The organism is Thermosynechococcus sp. JY1331 (assembly GCF_031583475.1).
Lineage (GTDB): Bacteria > Cyanobacteriota > Cyanobacteriia > Thermosynechococcales > Thermosynechococcaceae > Thermosynechococcus.
Window position 1 is genome coordinate 654,863 of sequence record NZ_CP134180.1, and the last position, 16,032, is coordinate 670,894.

Genomic DNA, 16,032 nt, shown 5'->3' on the forward strand with positions numbered 1-16,032 from the left:
ATTCTTGATTGGAATTACTATAAAAGTTGAGCACATAAAATGAATGTCATCCTCTTCTAGGGTGACTTGTGCGGTTTTGTGTGTCTTCTATCCTTGTCAAAAGAGCTGTATCAGACTTTGCGATAGTGACAAAGGATCGTCTATCCTCAAAAAAAGTAGAACTTCTATGTTCTGAAGATCATGTCTTTCCTAGAAGCTATGCGCAGAAAAATTCTGTTTGAGTTTACTGCTACCCACCTCGAATCTGTTTTTATACCTAGCTTCCTCAAACGCTGGATTGTTCACCAGCATGATTGCCCTATATTCCTTCAAGAGACCCTAGCTAGAGATACTCACTGGCAAGTGCGTCAAGCAGCAGCAACAAATCCGGAATGTTCACCTTTACTCTTGGAAACCTTGGCTAAAGATACTGAATGGCGAGTCCGACGAGCAGTTGCTGCCAATCCTAATTGCCCTCAAATCTGTCTTGAAACACTGGCAATGGATAGCTATTTTCAGGTGCGTCAGCAGGTCGCAGCTCATCCTCAATGTCCCCCCGCCATTCTCAACCGCTTTGCTCAAGATCAATACTATCAAGTGCGGCAGGCTGCTGCTAGCAATCTGCAAAAACTTACCTCTTCTTCCCTTGAGCAGCTAGCACAGGATGACTACTGGCAAGTACGAGCCACTGTTGCCGCCCATCCCAACTGTCCCGAAACTATCCTAGCTCAGCTTGTTAAGGATCAGTACTGGCAGGTACGTATAGCTGTCGCTCGAAATGCTCAATGCCCCCTTAGCCTGAAGCAGACTTTTGAACATGACAGACGAGTTTTTATTCTTCACCAAATACTAAACAGAAACTTAAGTTTACTGGGTTTTTCTCTCTTTGTAAAACGGTTGCTTGCTGGGTGCAGATATTGTCCTCTTTGGATTATTGAGGAGCTAGGAAAGGATCAACATTGGAGAGTGCGTCAAGCTATTGCCAAACATCCCAAATGTCCCCTATCTGTTTTAGAGAATCTAGCCAAGGACAGCTCATGGCAAGTGCGTCAGGCTACTGCTAGTCATCCTCAATGTCTTTCTTATCTTCTAGAGACGCTTGCCCAAGATAAGAGCAGTGAAGTGCGTCAGTCTATTGCACAGCGATCTGACTGTCCAGCACATTTGTTAGAAAGACTTTCCCAAGATATTTGTTGGCAAGTACGACAAGCAGTTGCTGAAAATGTAAACTGCCCTTCTACTGCTATAGAAATTCTAGCAAGAGAACGGTTTTTATGGTTAGAGGTGTCAAGGAATCCACAGTGTCCTCATCAGCTTTGGGAAGCGATGCTCAATCAGGAAAAAACTATTCTTTTGGATCGGTTTCTACAGAAATACATCTATTCTTTTTTAAGGTGGTTACCATTTTTTCTCAAAGAAAAAGTAGCCAATTGGGTGATTAAAAGTTCCAAGGGATGGTCTGAGGCTTTGGTGAGAACATTAGCGAAAGATCCAGATCAAAGGATGCGGTTACAGGTAGTCAGAACCCTGCCCTTTTGGTCTGAAGTGCTACACACTCTTATTCAAGATAAAGACATTAACGTTCAACTAGCTGTTGTCCAGCGCCCAGACTGTCCACCGCAGACATTGGCTATAGGTGCTCAGACGAGTGACTCTTGGTTTGTCCGCAAGACTATTGCTCGGCACCTGAATTGTTCACCTTCTGTCCTAGAGATATTAGCCGCTGATACCTCTGCTAGAGTACGCTTAGCCGCTATTCAAAATCCGAATTGCCCTCCCAATCTTTTAGAGGTATTAGTTAAAGGTGCGCATCAGCCTTTAGATACAGTGATAGCGAGTGGAAATGTATCTACCCCCCATCCATTTCAGATTCTGACTGACGATGAGAAGCTGAGCTTGTATTTGGCAGTTGCTCATCATACCAATTGTCCCCCCTCTCTTCTTGAGGGTTTATCTCAGAATACTAATTGGCACGTGCGCCAAGCAGTTGCTAGCAGTTTGAATTGTCCCTTATCACTCATAGAGAAGCTAGCGGTAGATCAGGATGCCCATGTTCGAGCAGCAGTAGCTAAGCGACTCGATTGTCCTGCCAACATTTTGTTAGCCCTAGCCCAAGATAGCTGTCGTGAAGTTTGGCGAGCAGTCATTAGCAATCCGGAGTGTTCTGAGCAGATTTTATGCTCTTTTGCTAAACATCCAGATGTGGTTGTGCGCGAACTTGTAGTGAAAAACCCGAAGTGTCCTCCTCAAATTTTAGCTACTCTTACCCAAGATAAGGAAAGTCAGGTAAGGCGAGCAATCGCAGAACGAGTAGGATTCTTATCCCACCTGCTAGAGACTTTGGCTAATGACCAAGACTGGCAAGTGCGATTAGCCATAGTGAATAACCCCCAATGCCCTAGCCATCTTTTGCAGGCTCTCAGTCAGGATATTCACGCAGAAGTAAAGCGAGCAGCCACCAAACGCTTGCAAGAATGCACTAAACACTAGACTAAGCTAAATTCAAATGAGCCTGAATTTCTGACTTCAGCCGATTGAGGATATGGCGCTGATCCAACTGGCTGAGGATTTGTTGCACTACGGTTTTCGGCCCAGCAGTTCCCCAGCCTGCGCCGTTGGCAAAGTAGGTTTTGGCTACTTGTCCCATCGTATAGGAGGCAAAGCCAGCAATCCCCGCTTGGGTCATGGCGACTGAGAGGTAAGGGCCAAAGGCAATGCCGCCACTCATGGGTGTAGCTAATCCCAACAGTCCCTTGAGGGAACTGAGTCCTAAGTTGACAGCAAATTCCCCTAAACTGATGCTGCCCATGGCGAGGGCGATTGTTTGTAATAGCTCCCTGGCGCCTGCTTCTGTGAGTTCAATGCCGTAGAGGCGCGAGAGTAGTTGAATCGTGGTCAAGTCAATGACGGCACTGCTGACCATATCGAGCACGGTAACAGGGTTGAGGGCGATCGCCAGCTTGCTCCATGATGCTGTTGAAGATCAAGGGGGACTGCTGACCCTAGAGGCTATTCGTGAGCGTTATGGCGATCGCGTTGCTGCAATTGTCCGCGCCTGTTCTGATTCAGTGGCCAATACCCTAGAAGGAGATGCAAAATTGCCTTGGGCAACTCGCAAACTAGCCTATATCAAACACATCCAACAGGGCACCACTGCCGATCGCGACACTCAACTGGTCTCCGCCAGTGATAAATTGCACAACCTACTGTGCATTCTTAGAGACTATGGCAACATTGGTGGTGATGTTTGGGCACGTTTTCGGGCGGGTCGAGAGGGGGTTCTTTGGTACTACCGCGAGTTGATTGCTGCCTTTGAGGGTGCTCATCTTATTCCTCTAGGCCTGTTAGAGCAGTTGCAACACACCTACCAAGAACTGACCCGTGCCGTTGTGAGTCGGGAGAGCTTTGTACTGCCGTCTAGTTATGTGCCTATGGTATAGGCCAAGGGTGTTGCTTCCCTAGAGTCTCCGCAGGAGTAGTATCATGAAAGCAATTTCAAGCCCACTGGCGTCACCAAGTTAGGAGCATCAATCAATGGATGGCTTTTGGGAAAATGTCCTGCGCTACCAACGGTACTTTGTTACGGTTCTCTTGGGCGTAGTGTGGAATGTCGTTGAGCCATTGGTGCCTCTTTTGAAGCGTCCGCTGAGCGCGATCGCCCTTATTGGCCTCATGGTGGGACTCCTCACATTTGTGGCATTGACGTTACGCGCAATGTTGGGTTTAACCGCTGCATAAGGTGGCACGATGACCTCTTCCCTGCCCATCAAGGCACAAATTGACCTGATTTTGCTGAGTCTCGAAGCCTTGGCTCATGTGGGTTCGGCAGAGGTACTAGCATTGGCAGAAGTCATGGGGTTTGAGGCCTATTTGCCCGATCGCGTGGGGTTATGGCGACTGCGGCAATCAAGTCCCCTGCGGCGAGGTCGTAATGGGCGACGCAAATTGGATGTGGATGAAGCCCGTGCCTTGGCCTTGATCTGCACCCGCTTAGCGCAGCAACACCAGCAAACCATCCGCACCGCCATTGAACGCTGGCAACAGCAGACGAGTCAAGGTCGCCCGCCCCACTTAGAACCCATTCTCGGGGATTACATTGACCGCTTCACCAATTTGTATCAAGAGCGAATGGCCGACAACAGCAGCGATGGTCGTGAATTGGCACAACTGGCCTTAGATTTACTCGTGGATTTGCTCTTTTACAGTACGCCCCAAGGGGCACGTCGCCTTTGGATCACCCTGCTAGAACGCACTACTCCCGCGCCCCCCTCACTATCGTTGGTGGAACCTGAACCAATACCTGCACCAGCTCCTGAATTGCCCACCCTGTTTCCCCATTCCGATGTCTAATGAGTACCACCCTCAGCTACTCTCAACCCACCTGCCAATTGGATGTTGCTGCTGAATTTTTGCCCTTCAGTCAGAAGCGGCGCCGTGCGCCGGTGCGATCGCTCCACTTTACACTGGCTGTCGGAGAAAAACTCTGCTTTGAGGGCAACGATCGCCAGCTCTATCAACTCAAAACGCTGGTCAACGAGTATATTGAGGCTTTCCTGAGTCATCACCAAACACCGACAGAAGTAACCGCAGAGGGCTTTGTCCTGCGATCGCGATCGCCCCTCGAACATGAACTCCATCTACCCGATGGGCGGGTAATTCTTCTGCAACTGACAGAACTATACGATTTGGTGACGGTTCTTGATGACTGGTCTGCCGTGATGGAGCCGTTGCCGGAACTGGTGGAGCGCGCCCAATCAATTGTTGCTCAAATCCCAATCTGGGCCAAAAGTGCAGCGGTGGCCGTGGGTGTGGTTGCTGCCTTCACCCTTGTTACCCAACGTTGGCTCATCCCCCCCGCTTCAATGGTCGTCACTTCCTCTGAGGCCACCCGTGAGGAACCTAACTTGCCTCCCCTAGCGATGCCATCCCCTTTGCCAGAATTGCCAGAACCTGCGGAAACCCCACAACTGGCTCCCCTACCTAGCCCGCCGCCAGCTGCCCCTGAAACATCTACCCTTGTGCCGCTGCCCTCACCGCCAGAAATGCCGCCCCCCGCGATCGTGCCACCCCCGCCCCCTGTTCCCCAAGAGGCACCTCCCCCGCAACCCCCTGATCAAAATAACGTGGTGGTGCAAGCTCCCGCTGGCCGCGCGCCCGCCAGTATTGAACCTGCCCCAATGATCACCCCTCCAGCCGAAACCACCCCCGTCCCTGCAACCACCCTGCGGGAGGTGAAAACCTATTTTCAAGACCGTTGGCGCCCACCGGCCAGTTTAGACACGAGTTTGGAATACCGCATTGTGCTCAACCCCGATGGCACCCTTGCTCAAGCGCTGCCCCTCAATGGTGCAGCCGTTCGCTTTATTGATCGCACCCCAATTCCTTTACAGCAAAGCCCCCTTGCCAGTCCCTTGGGGGGCGATCGCCCGATTTTACTGCGGTTAGTGTTGATGCCCTCTGGAAGCGTGCAAGTGTTTGGTGAAAATTGATGTTCTATGAGGCACTTGAAGAGACGGCGGGGGTAATCGTCGCAATTTCCTGCAAGCGTTTCTTGACTTCGGCGGCGTTGGGATAGCGTTCCCGAGGATCAGGATGGGTCAAGCAGTTAATTAAATCCACCATCAGCGGATCCAAATGGGGAATGTCCTCGGCATAGAGACGATATTCACGGGTGCCCCAGCGGAAATAGGTTTCTGGTTCATAGCCCGTGAGCAAGTACACCATCGTTGCCCCCAAGGCAAATAGATCGGAAGCGGGTTCGGGTTTTCCCTCCTGCTGTTCTGGCGCCGAATAGCCCACTGTCCCAATAAATGTCCCTGAGTCAGAGGTTAAGACGGATGCTTTGCCCCAGCCCACAAGCACGAGTTCTGTTGTTTCCCGTTTAACGTAGGGATGAATGAGATTGGAGGGACGAATGTGTAAATGCAACACAGGGGGGGCTTGCTGGTGCAGCACCTCAAGCAATTCACACACAGGAATCAGCCAACGACTGACCTCAATCACGTTCATTGGCCCTTGATCCTGAATCCGCTGTTTTAGGGATTGGCCATAGATCATTTCTGAGACCAAGTAGGAATCGCTGCCGCACTGAAAGGCCTCCCAAAACTGGGGTAAGACCGGATGCTCGATTTTGCACAATTGCCGCGCTTGGCGCTGAAAGGCACGGATTTCGTTGCGTGACGCCGCAAGACTATGTCCCTTAATCACTGCCGTTAAGCCACTGCGCCAGCCCAAATAAATGTTGCTTTGACCAAGGGCACGAATAATCTGGTAGTTGCCGAGGGTTTTCCAGACGCGCAGAGGCACACCGCAGTCAATGCAAAAAACATCGTTCTCTTGGGCATGGTTGTGCTGGCAATCGGGGGGAGCACGCCACTCGCTGAGTAAATGAACCGGTAGTTGGCCTGTCACCGCAAACTCAGCCTCTTCCTCCGCTTGGGCGGTGGCACTGCTACTACTGGTGGTGGGGGTGCTTTCTTCAGCACGGGAGGTGGGTTCGGCGGCTGTACCGATGGCTTCTTCTTCCCCTGAATAGGTGCCCTTCTCAACATCCACCAAGCGACCTTCGGGCACCGTTTCCATGCGGGCATTGGGAGTGGCGGGACGCTGATCAGAACCGAGGCGAATTTGAATATTGGGTCCAGAGCGAGCCAAACGCAGGATGCCACCATCCATCAAGGTTGCCTGTTGAATACGTTTGCCATCCAAATAGGTGCCGTTGGTGCCAAGATTGACCACTTCCCATTGCAAGCCATTACGACGGAGTTCTACATGGTGACGCGACACCACCGCGCTATAGAGCACGACGTGATTATCGACTGCTCGGCCAATACGGATGACATTTTCATTCTCAAAGGTCCAGCTTTGGACTGGGGTGGCTTGAACGGGATGGAGTAATGTCAATGTAATCACGTTGTCTAACCGCCTCTTCGTACCTGAATACACTCTAAAGAACTAGGAGATGCGTTCATAGATAAAAGTGACTAAATCTCCCTTGCCTAAGGCAATGCGATCGCCCGATTGCAGGCGGTGACGATTGCCCGGATAAAGGGGAGTATTGTTAATGTAAGTTCCATTAGCACTTCCCACATCTTCAATATAGTGGGCATTCCCCTCAATCCGCAGATCTGCGTGGATACGGGAGACAATTTCTGAGTTGGGAAAGCCAGCCACATCAATATCGGGGGGAATCCGATCATTGGGCTTGCCAATATGAATGACGGGACGCCCTGTGGGAATTTGCAGTTCTGTGCGAGTTTGCACATGAATCAGCTTGGCTTCAATGGTGGCAATCTCAACCGAGAAGACATGGGCCGGTGGTGGGGGCGGCGGGGGTAGCGTTGTCAGGCGGCCTTGATGGGCAACGGCTTCCACGGTTGGTGCAGCACTGGCTGTGTGTTGCATTACCTCTGGCATTGGGGGTGCACTGACGGCAAGGCGACGCAGATTGAAGCCACACTGGCCACAAAAACTAGCGTCTGGTTGAACTGGGGCACCGCAATTTGGACAAGGAGTCATACTGGGCATGGGCGAAAAGCACGCTTCACATTGAACAGCACCAACGGGATTGGGATGGAAACACTCGGAACAGATCATCATAGAAATGATGTCCTATGCCACTGCCGATCCAACCAACCTAAGATTAAGGTACCCATCGTTTCTCTCTACTTCCCAGAGTAAAGCTAAAAAAGCTAGCTGCCTCTATATTTAGGTTAGCTTTTACACCCCAATTCTATACGGGTTCATTGCCAAACTGCTGCTCAGTGAGAATGATTAGAAACGACCACTGACATAATCGCAGGTTAAGGGATGCTGTGGCCTTTGAAAAAGTAAGCGCGTGGGAGCGTACTCAATCAGTTGACCCACTGTCTGTCCCTGAGGATTGGTTTGCAGGGCTAAAAAGGCTGTCCAGTCGGAAATCCGCGCTGCTTGTCGTAGGTGATGGGTTGCCATGATCAGGGTGTAGGTTTGTTTGAGGTGGCACAGACACTCCTCCATGCGGCGGGTCGCAGTAGTATCAAGCCCCCTGCAGGGGTCATCCAGTAACAGAATCTCCGGTTGCAAGGCGATCGCCCGTGCCAGACAAAGGCGTTGTTGCTGCTCTAGGGATAGCTCTAGTGCCGGCTCGCCCAAATGATTCTTCAGAGTTTGCCACAGATTCACCTGTTCCAAGGAAGATTGCACAAGGGCATCGAGATCCCCTTGATAGCCATGCACCCGAGCACCAAAGGCAACATTTTCATAGATTGATGTTGGAAAGAGACTCGGTCTGCTGAAAATCATCGGCATACGACAGCGCAGTTGCAACGCATTCCACTCCTTGAGGGCGTGCTGCCGATAGTGAATTTCGCCAGTCACATGGAGATTTGGAAAAAGTTCAATCAAGCGGTTCAAACAGCTTAACAGTAGGCTCTTGCCAGACCCAGAGGCACCGATCAAGGTCACCAGTTGGCGCGGCTGAATCGTGAGGCTGACATTGCTGAGCAGCGGTTGATTGCGGTAAAACACGCTCAGTTGGCGTACCTCAAGGAGAGTATGTTGGCCAACGGCAAGCGGGTCAACAGCAGTCATCGGCAGGACTTGGGCAGAGGCGTCACTACCACTCTAAACAGTAATGTTGGCCTACAGCTTAGCGTTCCTGAAGCTCCTCAGGGGAGGGACTCGTGGGGGGAACGACTGGTGCTGGTAATGGCTCAGGAAGACTGCGCTGGGCGATACGCTCAAAGCCGTGCAGAATCACATAAAAACAGGGAATAAGAAAGAGGGTGAGCAGTGTTGCCACAGCCAAGCCAGAAAACACAACAATGCCAAGGGGCTGCAAAAATTCTGAGCCTTCACCTAGCCCTAATGCCAAGGGGAACATCCCCACCACCGTTGTAATCGTGGTCATCATAATCGGGCGCAGACGGGCAGGGGCAGCTTTGCGAATGGCTTGGCTACGGCTACAGCCCTCCTGTCGGTAAATCTCATTCGCCAACTCCACCATGATGATGGCATTGTTGACGACAATCCCCACAAGCAAAATGGCACCGACAATGACCGTGGCGCCAATGGCCGTCCGTGTCAGGTACAAGCCCCAAATGCCACCGGCCAAGGCCAAGGGAATGGTAAACATAATCACTAGGGGGTCAAGCAGCGAATTGTACTGTACCGCCATGACCACAAACACGAGAAAGGCCGCCAAACTACCCAAGACCACTAAGGCCTGTTGCAATTGCTGATTGGCTTGAGCCGCCGTACTTGGCATTAGGGACACCCCCGGCGGAAACTCCAGATCGTTGAGAATGTCATTCACTTGGGCAAGGGCAGCACTGAGACTGGCACCTTCAACAAGATTGCCCGCTAGCATAAAGACCTGCTGCTGGTTAATGCGGCGGATTTCACCGGGGGCTTGACTGGGTTCGATGCGAGCGACATCCCCAAGGCGGAGGGGACGGTTATTGGCGGTAAAAAGGGGAATCGTTGTCAGGTCAGCGGGCGTTTGAATGCTTTCACTGTCCAGTTGGACACGAATATCCACTAGGCGATCGCCCCGTTGCAGGCGGGTGGGCACAAACCCCTCCAAGGCGGTTTGAATCGTCTGGCCAAGGTTGAGGGTATTCAGCCCCAGTTCACTGACGCGCTCCCAATCCGGCAGAATTTCAATTTCTGGCTGGCGAGGATCTACATCGGGACGAAAGCGCACCAATGTGGCCTTTTCATCAAGGACTTGGAGGACTTGGCGACCAAAGCGGTTGAGGGTCTGCTCATCACTGCCCCGCAGCATCACATCCACATCGGCACCGCGTACAGGTGAGTTGGTGAGAATAATGCCGCGCACTTGGCCGGGACTCAAGCGCAGCCGCACCCCCACGAGGTTAAGTTGATCAAGGGCTTTTGTTGCTTCTGTAATGTAGCGATCCACATTCACCCCACGCCGTAGAATGATGTTGCTATTAGCTCGCAGCGGATTGGCAATTGTATTCGTGCCAAAGAGGGCACCCCCCGTTGTGGTAAAGACGGCCTCTGTGCCCGGTTGTGCCATCAGCACCTGATCCACTGCCGCCATGACCCGCCGACTGGTGGGCAGGGGGGTTCCCGGTGGAAAAATGGCCATGAGGTTGACTTGACCCGTATTAATGCGCGGCAGCAGTTCTTGGGGAATTTGCTGAGCCAAAAGCCAACTGCCTCCCCCTAGAAGGGCGATCGCCAGCCCCACCACCAGCCAGCGTGCCCGTAGCACCTGCCCCAAGGCCCATTCATAGCGCCCCGTCAGCCAGAGGAACTTTTCATTAAAAAGGCGAATAAACGCGACCTGCCGTAGGCGATTTTGCACCGGCACCCCCAAAAGGCGGGAGGCCAAGGCCGGCACGACCGTGAGTGCCACCAGCAGCGATGCGGCAACCGCAAAACTAATCGTTAGAATCAACTCATTAAAGAGCAGCGCAATCAAGCCCCCCAGCAACAAAAAGGGCAAAATAGCGACCAAGTTAGTGAGGGTAGAGGCCAAAAGCGCTGATTCGATGCCTTGGCTACGCCGTTTTACCTCCTCAAGGTACTGTTCTTGGCTCATGTGGTGGGGGTCAATATCCGCCAAGGTTTCCAACATCACAATGGCGTTATCCACAACGATGCCAACCCCAAGGGCGAGTCCACCCAAGCTAAACACATTGAGGGAGAAGTTAAATAGCCCCATCAGCAACATCGCGGCCATCGTTGACAGGGGAATGGCCAGCAAAATAATCAGGGTTTGCCGCACCGAGCCAAGGAACAGCAGTACCGCGATCGCCGCCAACAGGGTTCCCGTCAGGCCTGCCGTGATCACATTGTTCAGGGAGTTGCGGATATAAACCGACTCATCAAGGACAGGAATGATCTGCGCATCGCGGGGCACGAGATTGGCTGCCTGTAACTCGGCTAAACGGCGCTTGATACCATCAGCCACTTCCACCGTATTGGCTTCCGGCTGCTTAAGAATACTGACTTTGACGGCAGGTTGGCCATTGAGGGTCACAAATACCCGTTGCTCGGCACTGCCATCTATGACTTGCGCTACATCTCGCAGATAGACTCGCTGACCATTGGCACCCGTCAGCATCACCTCCTCAATTTCACCGGCATTGCGAAACCGTCCCACTGTGCGGGTTAAGGGTTCTGCCGTTTGGCCGCGAATGCGTCCCCCTGAGACATCTTGGTTGCGATCGCTCAAAGCAGTTAAAACTTGATTTAGCCCCACCCCCGTGGCCTGCAATCGATCCAGATCCACCAGAATTCGCACTTCTTCGGTTGTCCCCCCAGAGACATCGACTCCCGCCACGCCGGGGACAACACTCAGCTCTCGATCCAAATCTTCGTCAGCAAAGACCCGTAACTCACGGCCACTGAGGGTTGCTGAGGTTAGGGCAAACTCATAGACCGGCAATTGCGACGGATCAAACTTAAAGAGGCGCGGCGACTCAATAATATCGGGCAACCTACTGCGGGCACGATTAAAAGCAGCAGTGGCTTCATTTAAGGCTTGATCGACATCGCCACCGGGTTCAAAAAATAAATCAATACTGACTTGACCTTCACGGGTTTGGGAATAGACCTGCACCACTCCCTCCGTGCGACTCAGGGCTTCCTCAAGGGGCTTGGTCACCTCCTCAACAGCAACACTAGGCACCACCCCCGGAATATCCAGCCGTACCCCAATGCGCGGGTACGTAATCGCCGGCAACAAATCCACTTGCAGCCGCATGAGAATAAAGACCGCCAACACAATGACAGTCAGGGTCAGCATCAGGGTGCCGATGTGGCGGGTCACCGCCAAGCCGCTAAAACTAAACCGTGGGGAGGTCATATCAGTTTAACTGGTGTACAAGTCATCCTTTAGACACCGCTACTCTAACAAATCGTTTCTGAGCTTTCATCCCAGTCAGTGGGGTAAAGTGTCATGCCCAAACCCAGCGATCGCGCCCCCCATGTTTCGCCTTATACAAGGCCTGATCCGCACGAGGAATCGAGTCACTGAGCACCTGTTCACCGGGTCGAAAAAGCGTGCCACCCAAACTAATGGTTGCAGTCAAAAACTGCTGATCCCCTAGTTCAATTGGTTGGCTTCTCACCACAGCGCAAAGTTCCTCGGCAACGGATTTAGCATGGTCTTCATTGGTGGCAAAAAACAACAGCACAAATTCTTCGCCTCCCCAGCGAACCAAAATACTATCTTTACAGGCCTCTATCACCTGCTTTGTCCTTGCCGCCAATGTGCGCAGAACCACATCGCCCTGATCATGCCCATAGGTATCGTTGATGCGCTTAAAGTGATCAATGTCGAAAATCATGACGATTAGCAGCGCGTCCCCTGTCGCTGCTTGGGACTGATAAGCCTCAACCCGACTCAAGAGAAAGCGGCGATTAAACGCCCCAGTCAAGGGATCCAACCAAGCCAAGGCCAAAAGTGCTTGCTCTCGCTGGCGCATATCACTGATGTCAGAAACGATCCACACACGCCCTAGCCGACTGTCGCCTCGCACGGGGTGGGTATCAATGAGGAAGGTTTTCTCGCCCATCAGACACTCCCCCTTTGCACTAAAGTTGGCATCGGCACTCAGCCCTTGAAAAATTCTGGTTAACTCATCGCGGTTATCGCATCTCTGGCGTGCTTGTTTCATGTGCTCGGCAACAATCTGAACCGGATGGCTTCCGGCTGGCAGTTGCAACCATTGACTGGCATAGGCATTAACCATCGCTGTAGAGCCATCCCCCTTGATCAAAACCAAGCCCAGCGGCACGGTGTCGAAAATATCTTGGAATTGCACTTCAAAGATGAAGCTGTTTTGCCGTTGGCGATGATGAGCCAACAGTTGCCGGTAAAGAGCTGCAATGTAGCCTTTTTGTTCTGCGAGTTGGCACAGCAGCCCCTCTACGGGATTCACCAATAGCAACCCTTGCCGCCACTGCTCTGGCTCACCGCAGGGAATATAAACGATTCGCTCAACCTTATCCAAAAGGCAGAAAAAGATAGAAGGCAGTTTTAGAAAAGGCGTGATATCAATGACAGCCTCCTCAACCAAATCTGGCCACGGAGCAATAATTTCGACGTTGGGAAATCGGCTGGTGCTGGTTGTGGTGATAATCTCTGCCCGATTGCCATGTTCATCGACTGTTAAGGCTAAGACAAGCTCAGACTGCGACCAATTAGCAACTAGATGACAAAATGCTGTAATGGCATCGGGAGTAGGGAGAAGTTGGCGGGCGAGGTGTTCGTGCAAACTTTTGAGCATGCCCTAATCAGAATGGATTATATATTTTTTGAGTAAAGAGCCAACGGCCTCAGGATGAGTCATGTGGGGAAGATGGCCTCGCGCGTCGATCCAATCAAGTGTACTATTTGGCAGTTTCCCCTGCAGCCACAGTGCCACAGGTTGGGGAACCACAAAGTCGTCACGATTGAAAATGAGGTGCACGGGTTGAAAGACTTTGCCCACAAACGCCCTTGTATCAGAATCAAAAATGACCTGAAGTGTGCGCAATGCAACACTTGGCTGCAATCGAAAGAGGGTTTTTGAAAAATCAGCTAGCCGGTGATCCTCGGTCAGGCCAAACATCAGGGGAGCAAAACCCGCAGCCCATGTTTGGTAGTTGGTGACCATGGCGTCATAAATGGCCTGTAGGTCTTCGGGGGTGAGGGTACCGGGATAATTCTCATCTTTGAGATAGCAAGGGGAGGGGTTGAGCCAGATATGTCGTCGAAACAAGTCAGGTCTGGCGATCGCGGCAATTGCGCCAATCATGCAACTGACGGAATGACCAACATATATGCAGGATTGGACACCAAGGCTATCTAGTAATTCAATGAGATCGTCAGCATAACCATACAAATGACTGTGTCTTTGCAGGTCGTAGCGGCGCAACGTGTCTTCGTCGGAGCCACAGCCTGCAAGATCATAGCGAATATAGGTGAAGCCCTCAGGGAAGAAAGGCATTAGGTAATCCCAAGCGCTTTTATCGGTACCAAAACCGTGTCCTAGAACAACGGGAACTGTCCCCCACTGGTCAATCTGGACGTATGGCTTGAGAGACTCGGGAAGACCAGCAACTTGATGCGTGATTTGCATAAACGTTTCGCACTACTCAGCCAATTAATTAAGTTTTTTTAATTTTCAGTGGATAAATTGAGTTCGAAACTTGAAGGGCAATACTAGAAAAAACATAGCACCTAGATGATCTTACAAAACTCCATTCACCTGAGAAAGAAATCTTTAACAATTTGCTATTGACCGGCGAACCGTTGCCGCAACCGTCGCAGCGCAGCCCCTGTGCCTTGGGTTGCCGCCTCTTCGAGGACAGCACTCATCAACGCTACTAAGTTAATGTCTGGAAAATAGCGGCTTTTGGATCGAGGGACATAGGTCTGGCCATCGAGAGCATAAATGCTCAAGTCCGTTGACGTAAAAAGCCACACTTCAGGAACACGATAAAGAAGGTAGTCCTCAGCCGCCGTATAGGTGGTGACATCAATTTCAATCACCAAGTCGGGTGGCGGATCGGTTTGCCAATCAATACGGTCTTTGCCGACGGCTGCCGTCCAGTTGTCAATATAGAAGCAATAGTCAGGCTCAATGCCACCCATCTCAGGAATCTCCATGGTGATCGGCGTAAAGGCTTCGTAATTGCGCTCCTCACTATCCAGCAAAATTTTGACAACATCGGCAACGATATTCGCTTCGCGGCCATGACGGGGTAAGGGACTCATGAGCAAAATTTCCCCCCGACGAAACTTGATGCGGGGAATCGAACCATCGCCACGGCTGTTGCGGAGGCAACAGTAATCTTGCCACGTACCGGGCATGCGTAGGACACTGCCGGGGGGAAGAATAATTTTGGCTGGAGAAACAACCGCATACATGGCAAGGTATATCCACAACAGGTCTAGTTCCACTGTGCCACAGCATCAAGGTTGACGCGCTTTGCGGTTGCGAATCGCGCGGACAGTGTTCCCCTTGCACTAGCCTAGAAAAGGCAGAGATTCAGACGAGACAAAGATGCAAGACGGGCGTGTGATTGCCGATTCAATTTCGCCAGCAGGGGTGCGCTTGGTGACGCTGCAACTGACGTACCCGCGTTTTATCCATAGTGAACTGCTCACCCATCGCGTGTTTTCCCGTAATTCCGCTAGTTCGCGAGCGGTGCCTGTGGCCAAAATGATGGAGCAAGTCGAACACAACCCGGTCATTCCTTACCATTGGGGAAAAAACCAGCGGGGGATGCAGGCGCGCCAAGAAAGTGAACATAAGGAGGCTGCCAAGGAAATTTGGCTGAAAACTCGCCTCGCGGTTCTTGAGGGGGCACGCCAACTCCATGAACTAGGCATTCACAAGCAGGTGGTGAACCGCATGCTGGAGCCGTGGCTGTGGATGCAAACGGTGGTGAGTAGCACGGAGTGGGATAATTTTTTGCGCCTGCGCAACCACCCCGATGCCCAGCCCGAAATGCAAGCCTTGGCTAAGCTGATTCAGCATTTGCTGGAAACCCATGAACCGACACCCGTGGCGGTGGGGGATTGGCACCTTCCCTATATCGATCCCAGTGAGCGCGAGCAATATAGCCTTGAGGAGTGTAAGTACATGTCCGTGGCTCGCTGTGCACGGGTGTCCTACTATCTGCGGGATGGCCAACGCAGTGACCCCGCCTCTGATCTGGCGCTTTATCAACGCTTGGCGGGGGCAGAACCGAAGCACCTGTCGCCCCTAGAACACGTGGCAGAATGCATGGGCGATCGCCAGCCCTATGCCAATTTTGTGGGTTGGCGGCAGTTGCGTTACTTTGAGGAGAGAAAATCAGCACATGCCCCCCAATGATCCACGATACACTGAGTAGCAGAAGACACCATTGACTGAGTTGACAAGAGCGAGGAGTGCAGCCATGGACGTTGCTATTAACGTGAAACCCATTCTACTGGCCATTACGCCGGTGTTTATTGTGCTGTGTTTGGTCTTTGGCACCCGCAATGGCTTCTACGACACCGATAACTACCACGGCAACGGTTCTGCTCACTAAAGCTAACCAAGGAGGGTGACTGTTCGTCAT

The 16,032-nt window shown here is 51.9% G+C and carries 15 protein-coding genes; 7 read left to right on the plus strand and 8 right to left on the minus strand.

Annotated features, from left to right (window positions below; all coding sequences use genetic code 11):
• The first annotated feature begins 180 nt into the window (after window positions 1-180).
• Complete coding sequence (locus RHJ31_RS03055; RefSeq protein ID WP_310445731.1) at window positions 181-2,469, plus strand: hypothetical protein; 2,289 nt, start codon at window positions 181-183, stop codon at window positions 2,467-2,469.
• Between the two features lies 1 nt (window position 2,470).
• Here the strand turns inward: RHJ31_RS03055 and RHJ31_RS03060 are convergent, their stop codons facing one another.
• Window positions 2,471-2,902 (minus strand): YcjF family protein, encoded by a 432-nt coding sequence (locus RHJ31_RS03060; protein WP_302677785.1) that lies wholly within the window; start codon window positions 2,900-2,902, stop codon window positions 2,471-2,473.
• Between RHJ31_RS03060 and RHJ31_RS03065 the strand changes: the two genes are divergently transcribed.
• The 4 genes from RHJ31_RS03065 to RHJ31_RS03080 all read left to right on the plus strand — a co-directional run bounded on the left by RHJ31_RS03065 (window position 2,883) and on the right by RHJ31_RS03080 (window position 5,468).
• Window positions 2,883-3,419 (plus strand): HD domain-containing protein, encoded by a 537-nt coding sequence (locus tag RHJ31_RS03065; protein ID WP_302677327.1) that lies wholly within the window; start codon window positions 2,883-2,885, stop codon window positions 3,417-3,419. The two genes, RHJ31_RS03060 and RHJ31_RS03065, sit on opposite strands and share 20 nt — an antisense overlap.
• A 94-nt stretch (window positions 3,420-3,513) precedes the next feature.
• Window positions 3,514-3,717, plus strand: coding sequence for a DUF751 family protein (locus RHJ31_RS03070; protein ID WP_149821311.1), 204 nt, complete (start codon window positions 3,514-3,516; stop codon window positions 3,715-3,717).
• Between the two features lie 9 nt (window positions 3,718-3,726).
• Window positions 3,727-4,329 carry a DUF3038 domain-containing protein gene (locus tag RHJ31_RS03075; protein ID WP_302677328.1) on the plus strand — a complete coding sequence of 201 codons (603 nt, stop codon included), beginning with the start codon at window positions 3,727-3,729 and terminating at the stop codon, window positions 4,327-4,329.
• On the plus strand, window positions 4,329-5,468 hold the full coding sequence (locus RHJ31_RS03080; protein ID WP_302677329.1) for a DUF4335 domain-containing protein: 1,140 nt from the start codon (window positions 4,329-4,331) through the stop codon (window positions 5,466-5,468). The genes RHJ31_RS03075 and RHJ31_RS03080 overlap by 1 nt, the downstream gene beginning before the upstream one ends.
• A gap of 4 nt (window positions 5,469-5,472) precedes the next feature.
• Here the strand turns inward: RHJ31_RS03080 and RHJ31_RS03085 are convergent, their stop codons facing one another.
• The 7 genes from RHJ31_RS03085 to RHJ31_RS03115 all read right to left on the minus strand — a co-directional run bounded on the left by RHJ31_RS03085 (window position 5,473) and on the right by RHJ31_RS03115 (window position 14,851).
• The gene (locus RHJ31_RS03085) at window positions 5,473-6,891 is read right to left on the minus strand and encodes a protein kinase domain-containing protein (RefSeq protein ID WP_302677330.1); all 1,419 of its coding nucleotides are present in this window, start codon (window positions 6,889-6,891) and stop codon (window positions 5,473-5,475) included.
• A 42-nt stretch (window positions 6,892-6,933) separates the two neighbouring features.
• Window positions 6,934-7,578, minus strand: coding sequence for an FHA domain-containing protein (locus RHJ31_RS03090; RefSeq protein ID WP_302677331.1), 645 nt, complete (start codon window positions 7,576-7,578; stop codon window positions 6,934-6,936).
• A 174-nt stretch (window positions 7,579-7,752) separates the two neighbouring features.
• A complete protein-coding gene (locus tag RHJ31_RS03095; protein WP_302677332.1) occupies window positions 7,753-8,550 on the minus strand; it encodes a phosphate ABC transporter ATP-binding protein in 798 nt (265 codons plus the stop codon).
• Window positions 8,551-8,608: 58 nt separating this feature from the next.
• Complete coding sequence (locus RHJ31_RS03100) at window positions 8,609-11,800, minus strand: efflux RND transporter permease subunit (RefSeq protein WP_302677333.1); 3,192 nt, start codon at window positions 11,798-11,800, stop codon at window positions 8,609-8,611.
• A gap of 91 nt (window positions 11,801-11,891) precedes the next feature.
• Entirely contained in the window at window positions 11,892-13,226 is a 1,335-nt protein-coding gene (locus tag RHJ31_RS03105) for a GGDEF domain-containing protein (protein ID WP_302677334.1), read from the minus strand.
• A gap of 3 nt (window positions 13,227-13,229) precedes the next feature.
• A complete protein-coding gene (locus tag RHJ31_RS03110; protein WP_206200477.1) occupies window positions 13,230-14,060 on the minus strand; it encodes an alpha/beta fold hydrolase in 831 nt (276 codons plus the stop codon).
• Between the two features lie 155 nt (window positions 14,061-14,215).
• The gene (locus RHJ31_RS03115) at window positions 14,216-14,851 is read right to left on the minus strand and encodes a Uma2 family endonuclease (RefSeq protein WP_302677335.1); all 636 of its coding nucleotides are present in this window, start codon (window positions 14,849-14,851) and stop codon (window positions 14,216-14,218) included.
• A gap of 136 nt (window positions 14,852-14,987) precedes the next feature.
• On the opposite strand from RHJ31_RS03115, the gene RHJ31_RS03120 reads away from it, so the two are divergent.
• Window positions 14,988-15,803: an FAD-dependent thymidylate synthase gene (locus RHJ31_RS03120; protein WP_302677336.1), complete on the plus strand. Its 816-nt coding sequence runs from the start codon at window positions 14,988-14,990 to the stop codon at window positions 15,801-15,803.
• A gap of 64 nt (window positions 15,804-15,867) precedes the next feature.
• A complete protein-coding gene (locus RHJ31_RS03125) occupies window positions 15,868-16,002 on the plus strand; it encodes a hypothetical protein (protein ID WP_255451743.1) in 135 nt (44 codons plus the stop codon).
• The last annotated feature ends 30 nt before the right edge of the window (window positions 16,003-16,032 follow it).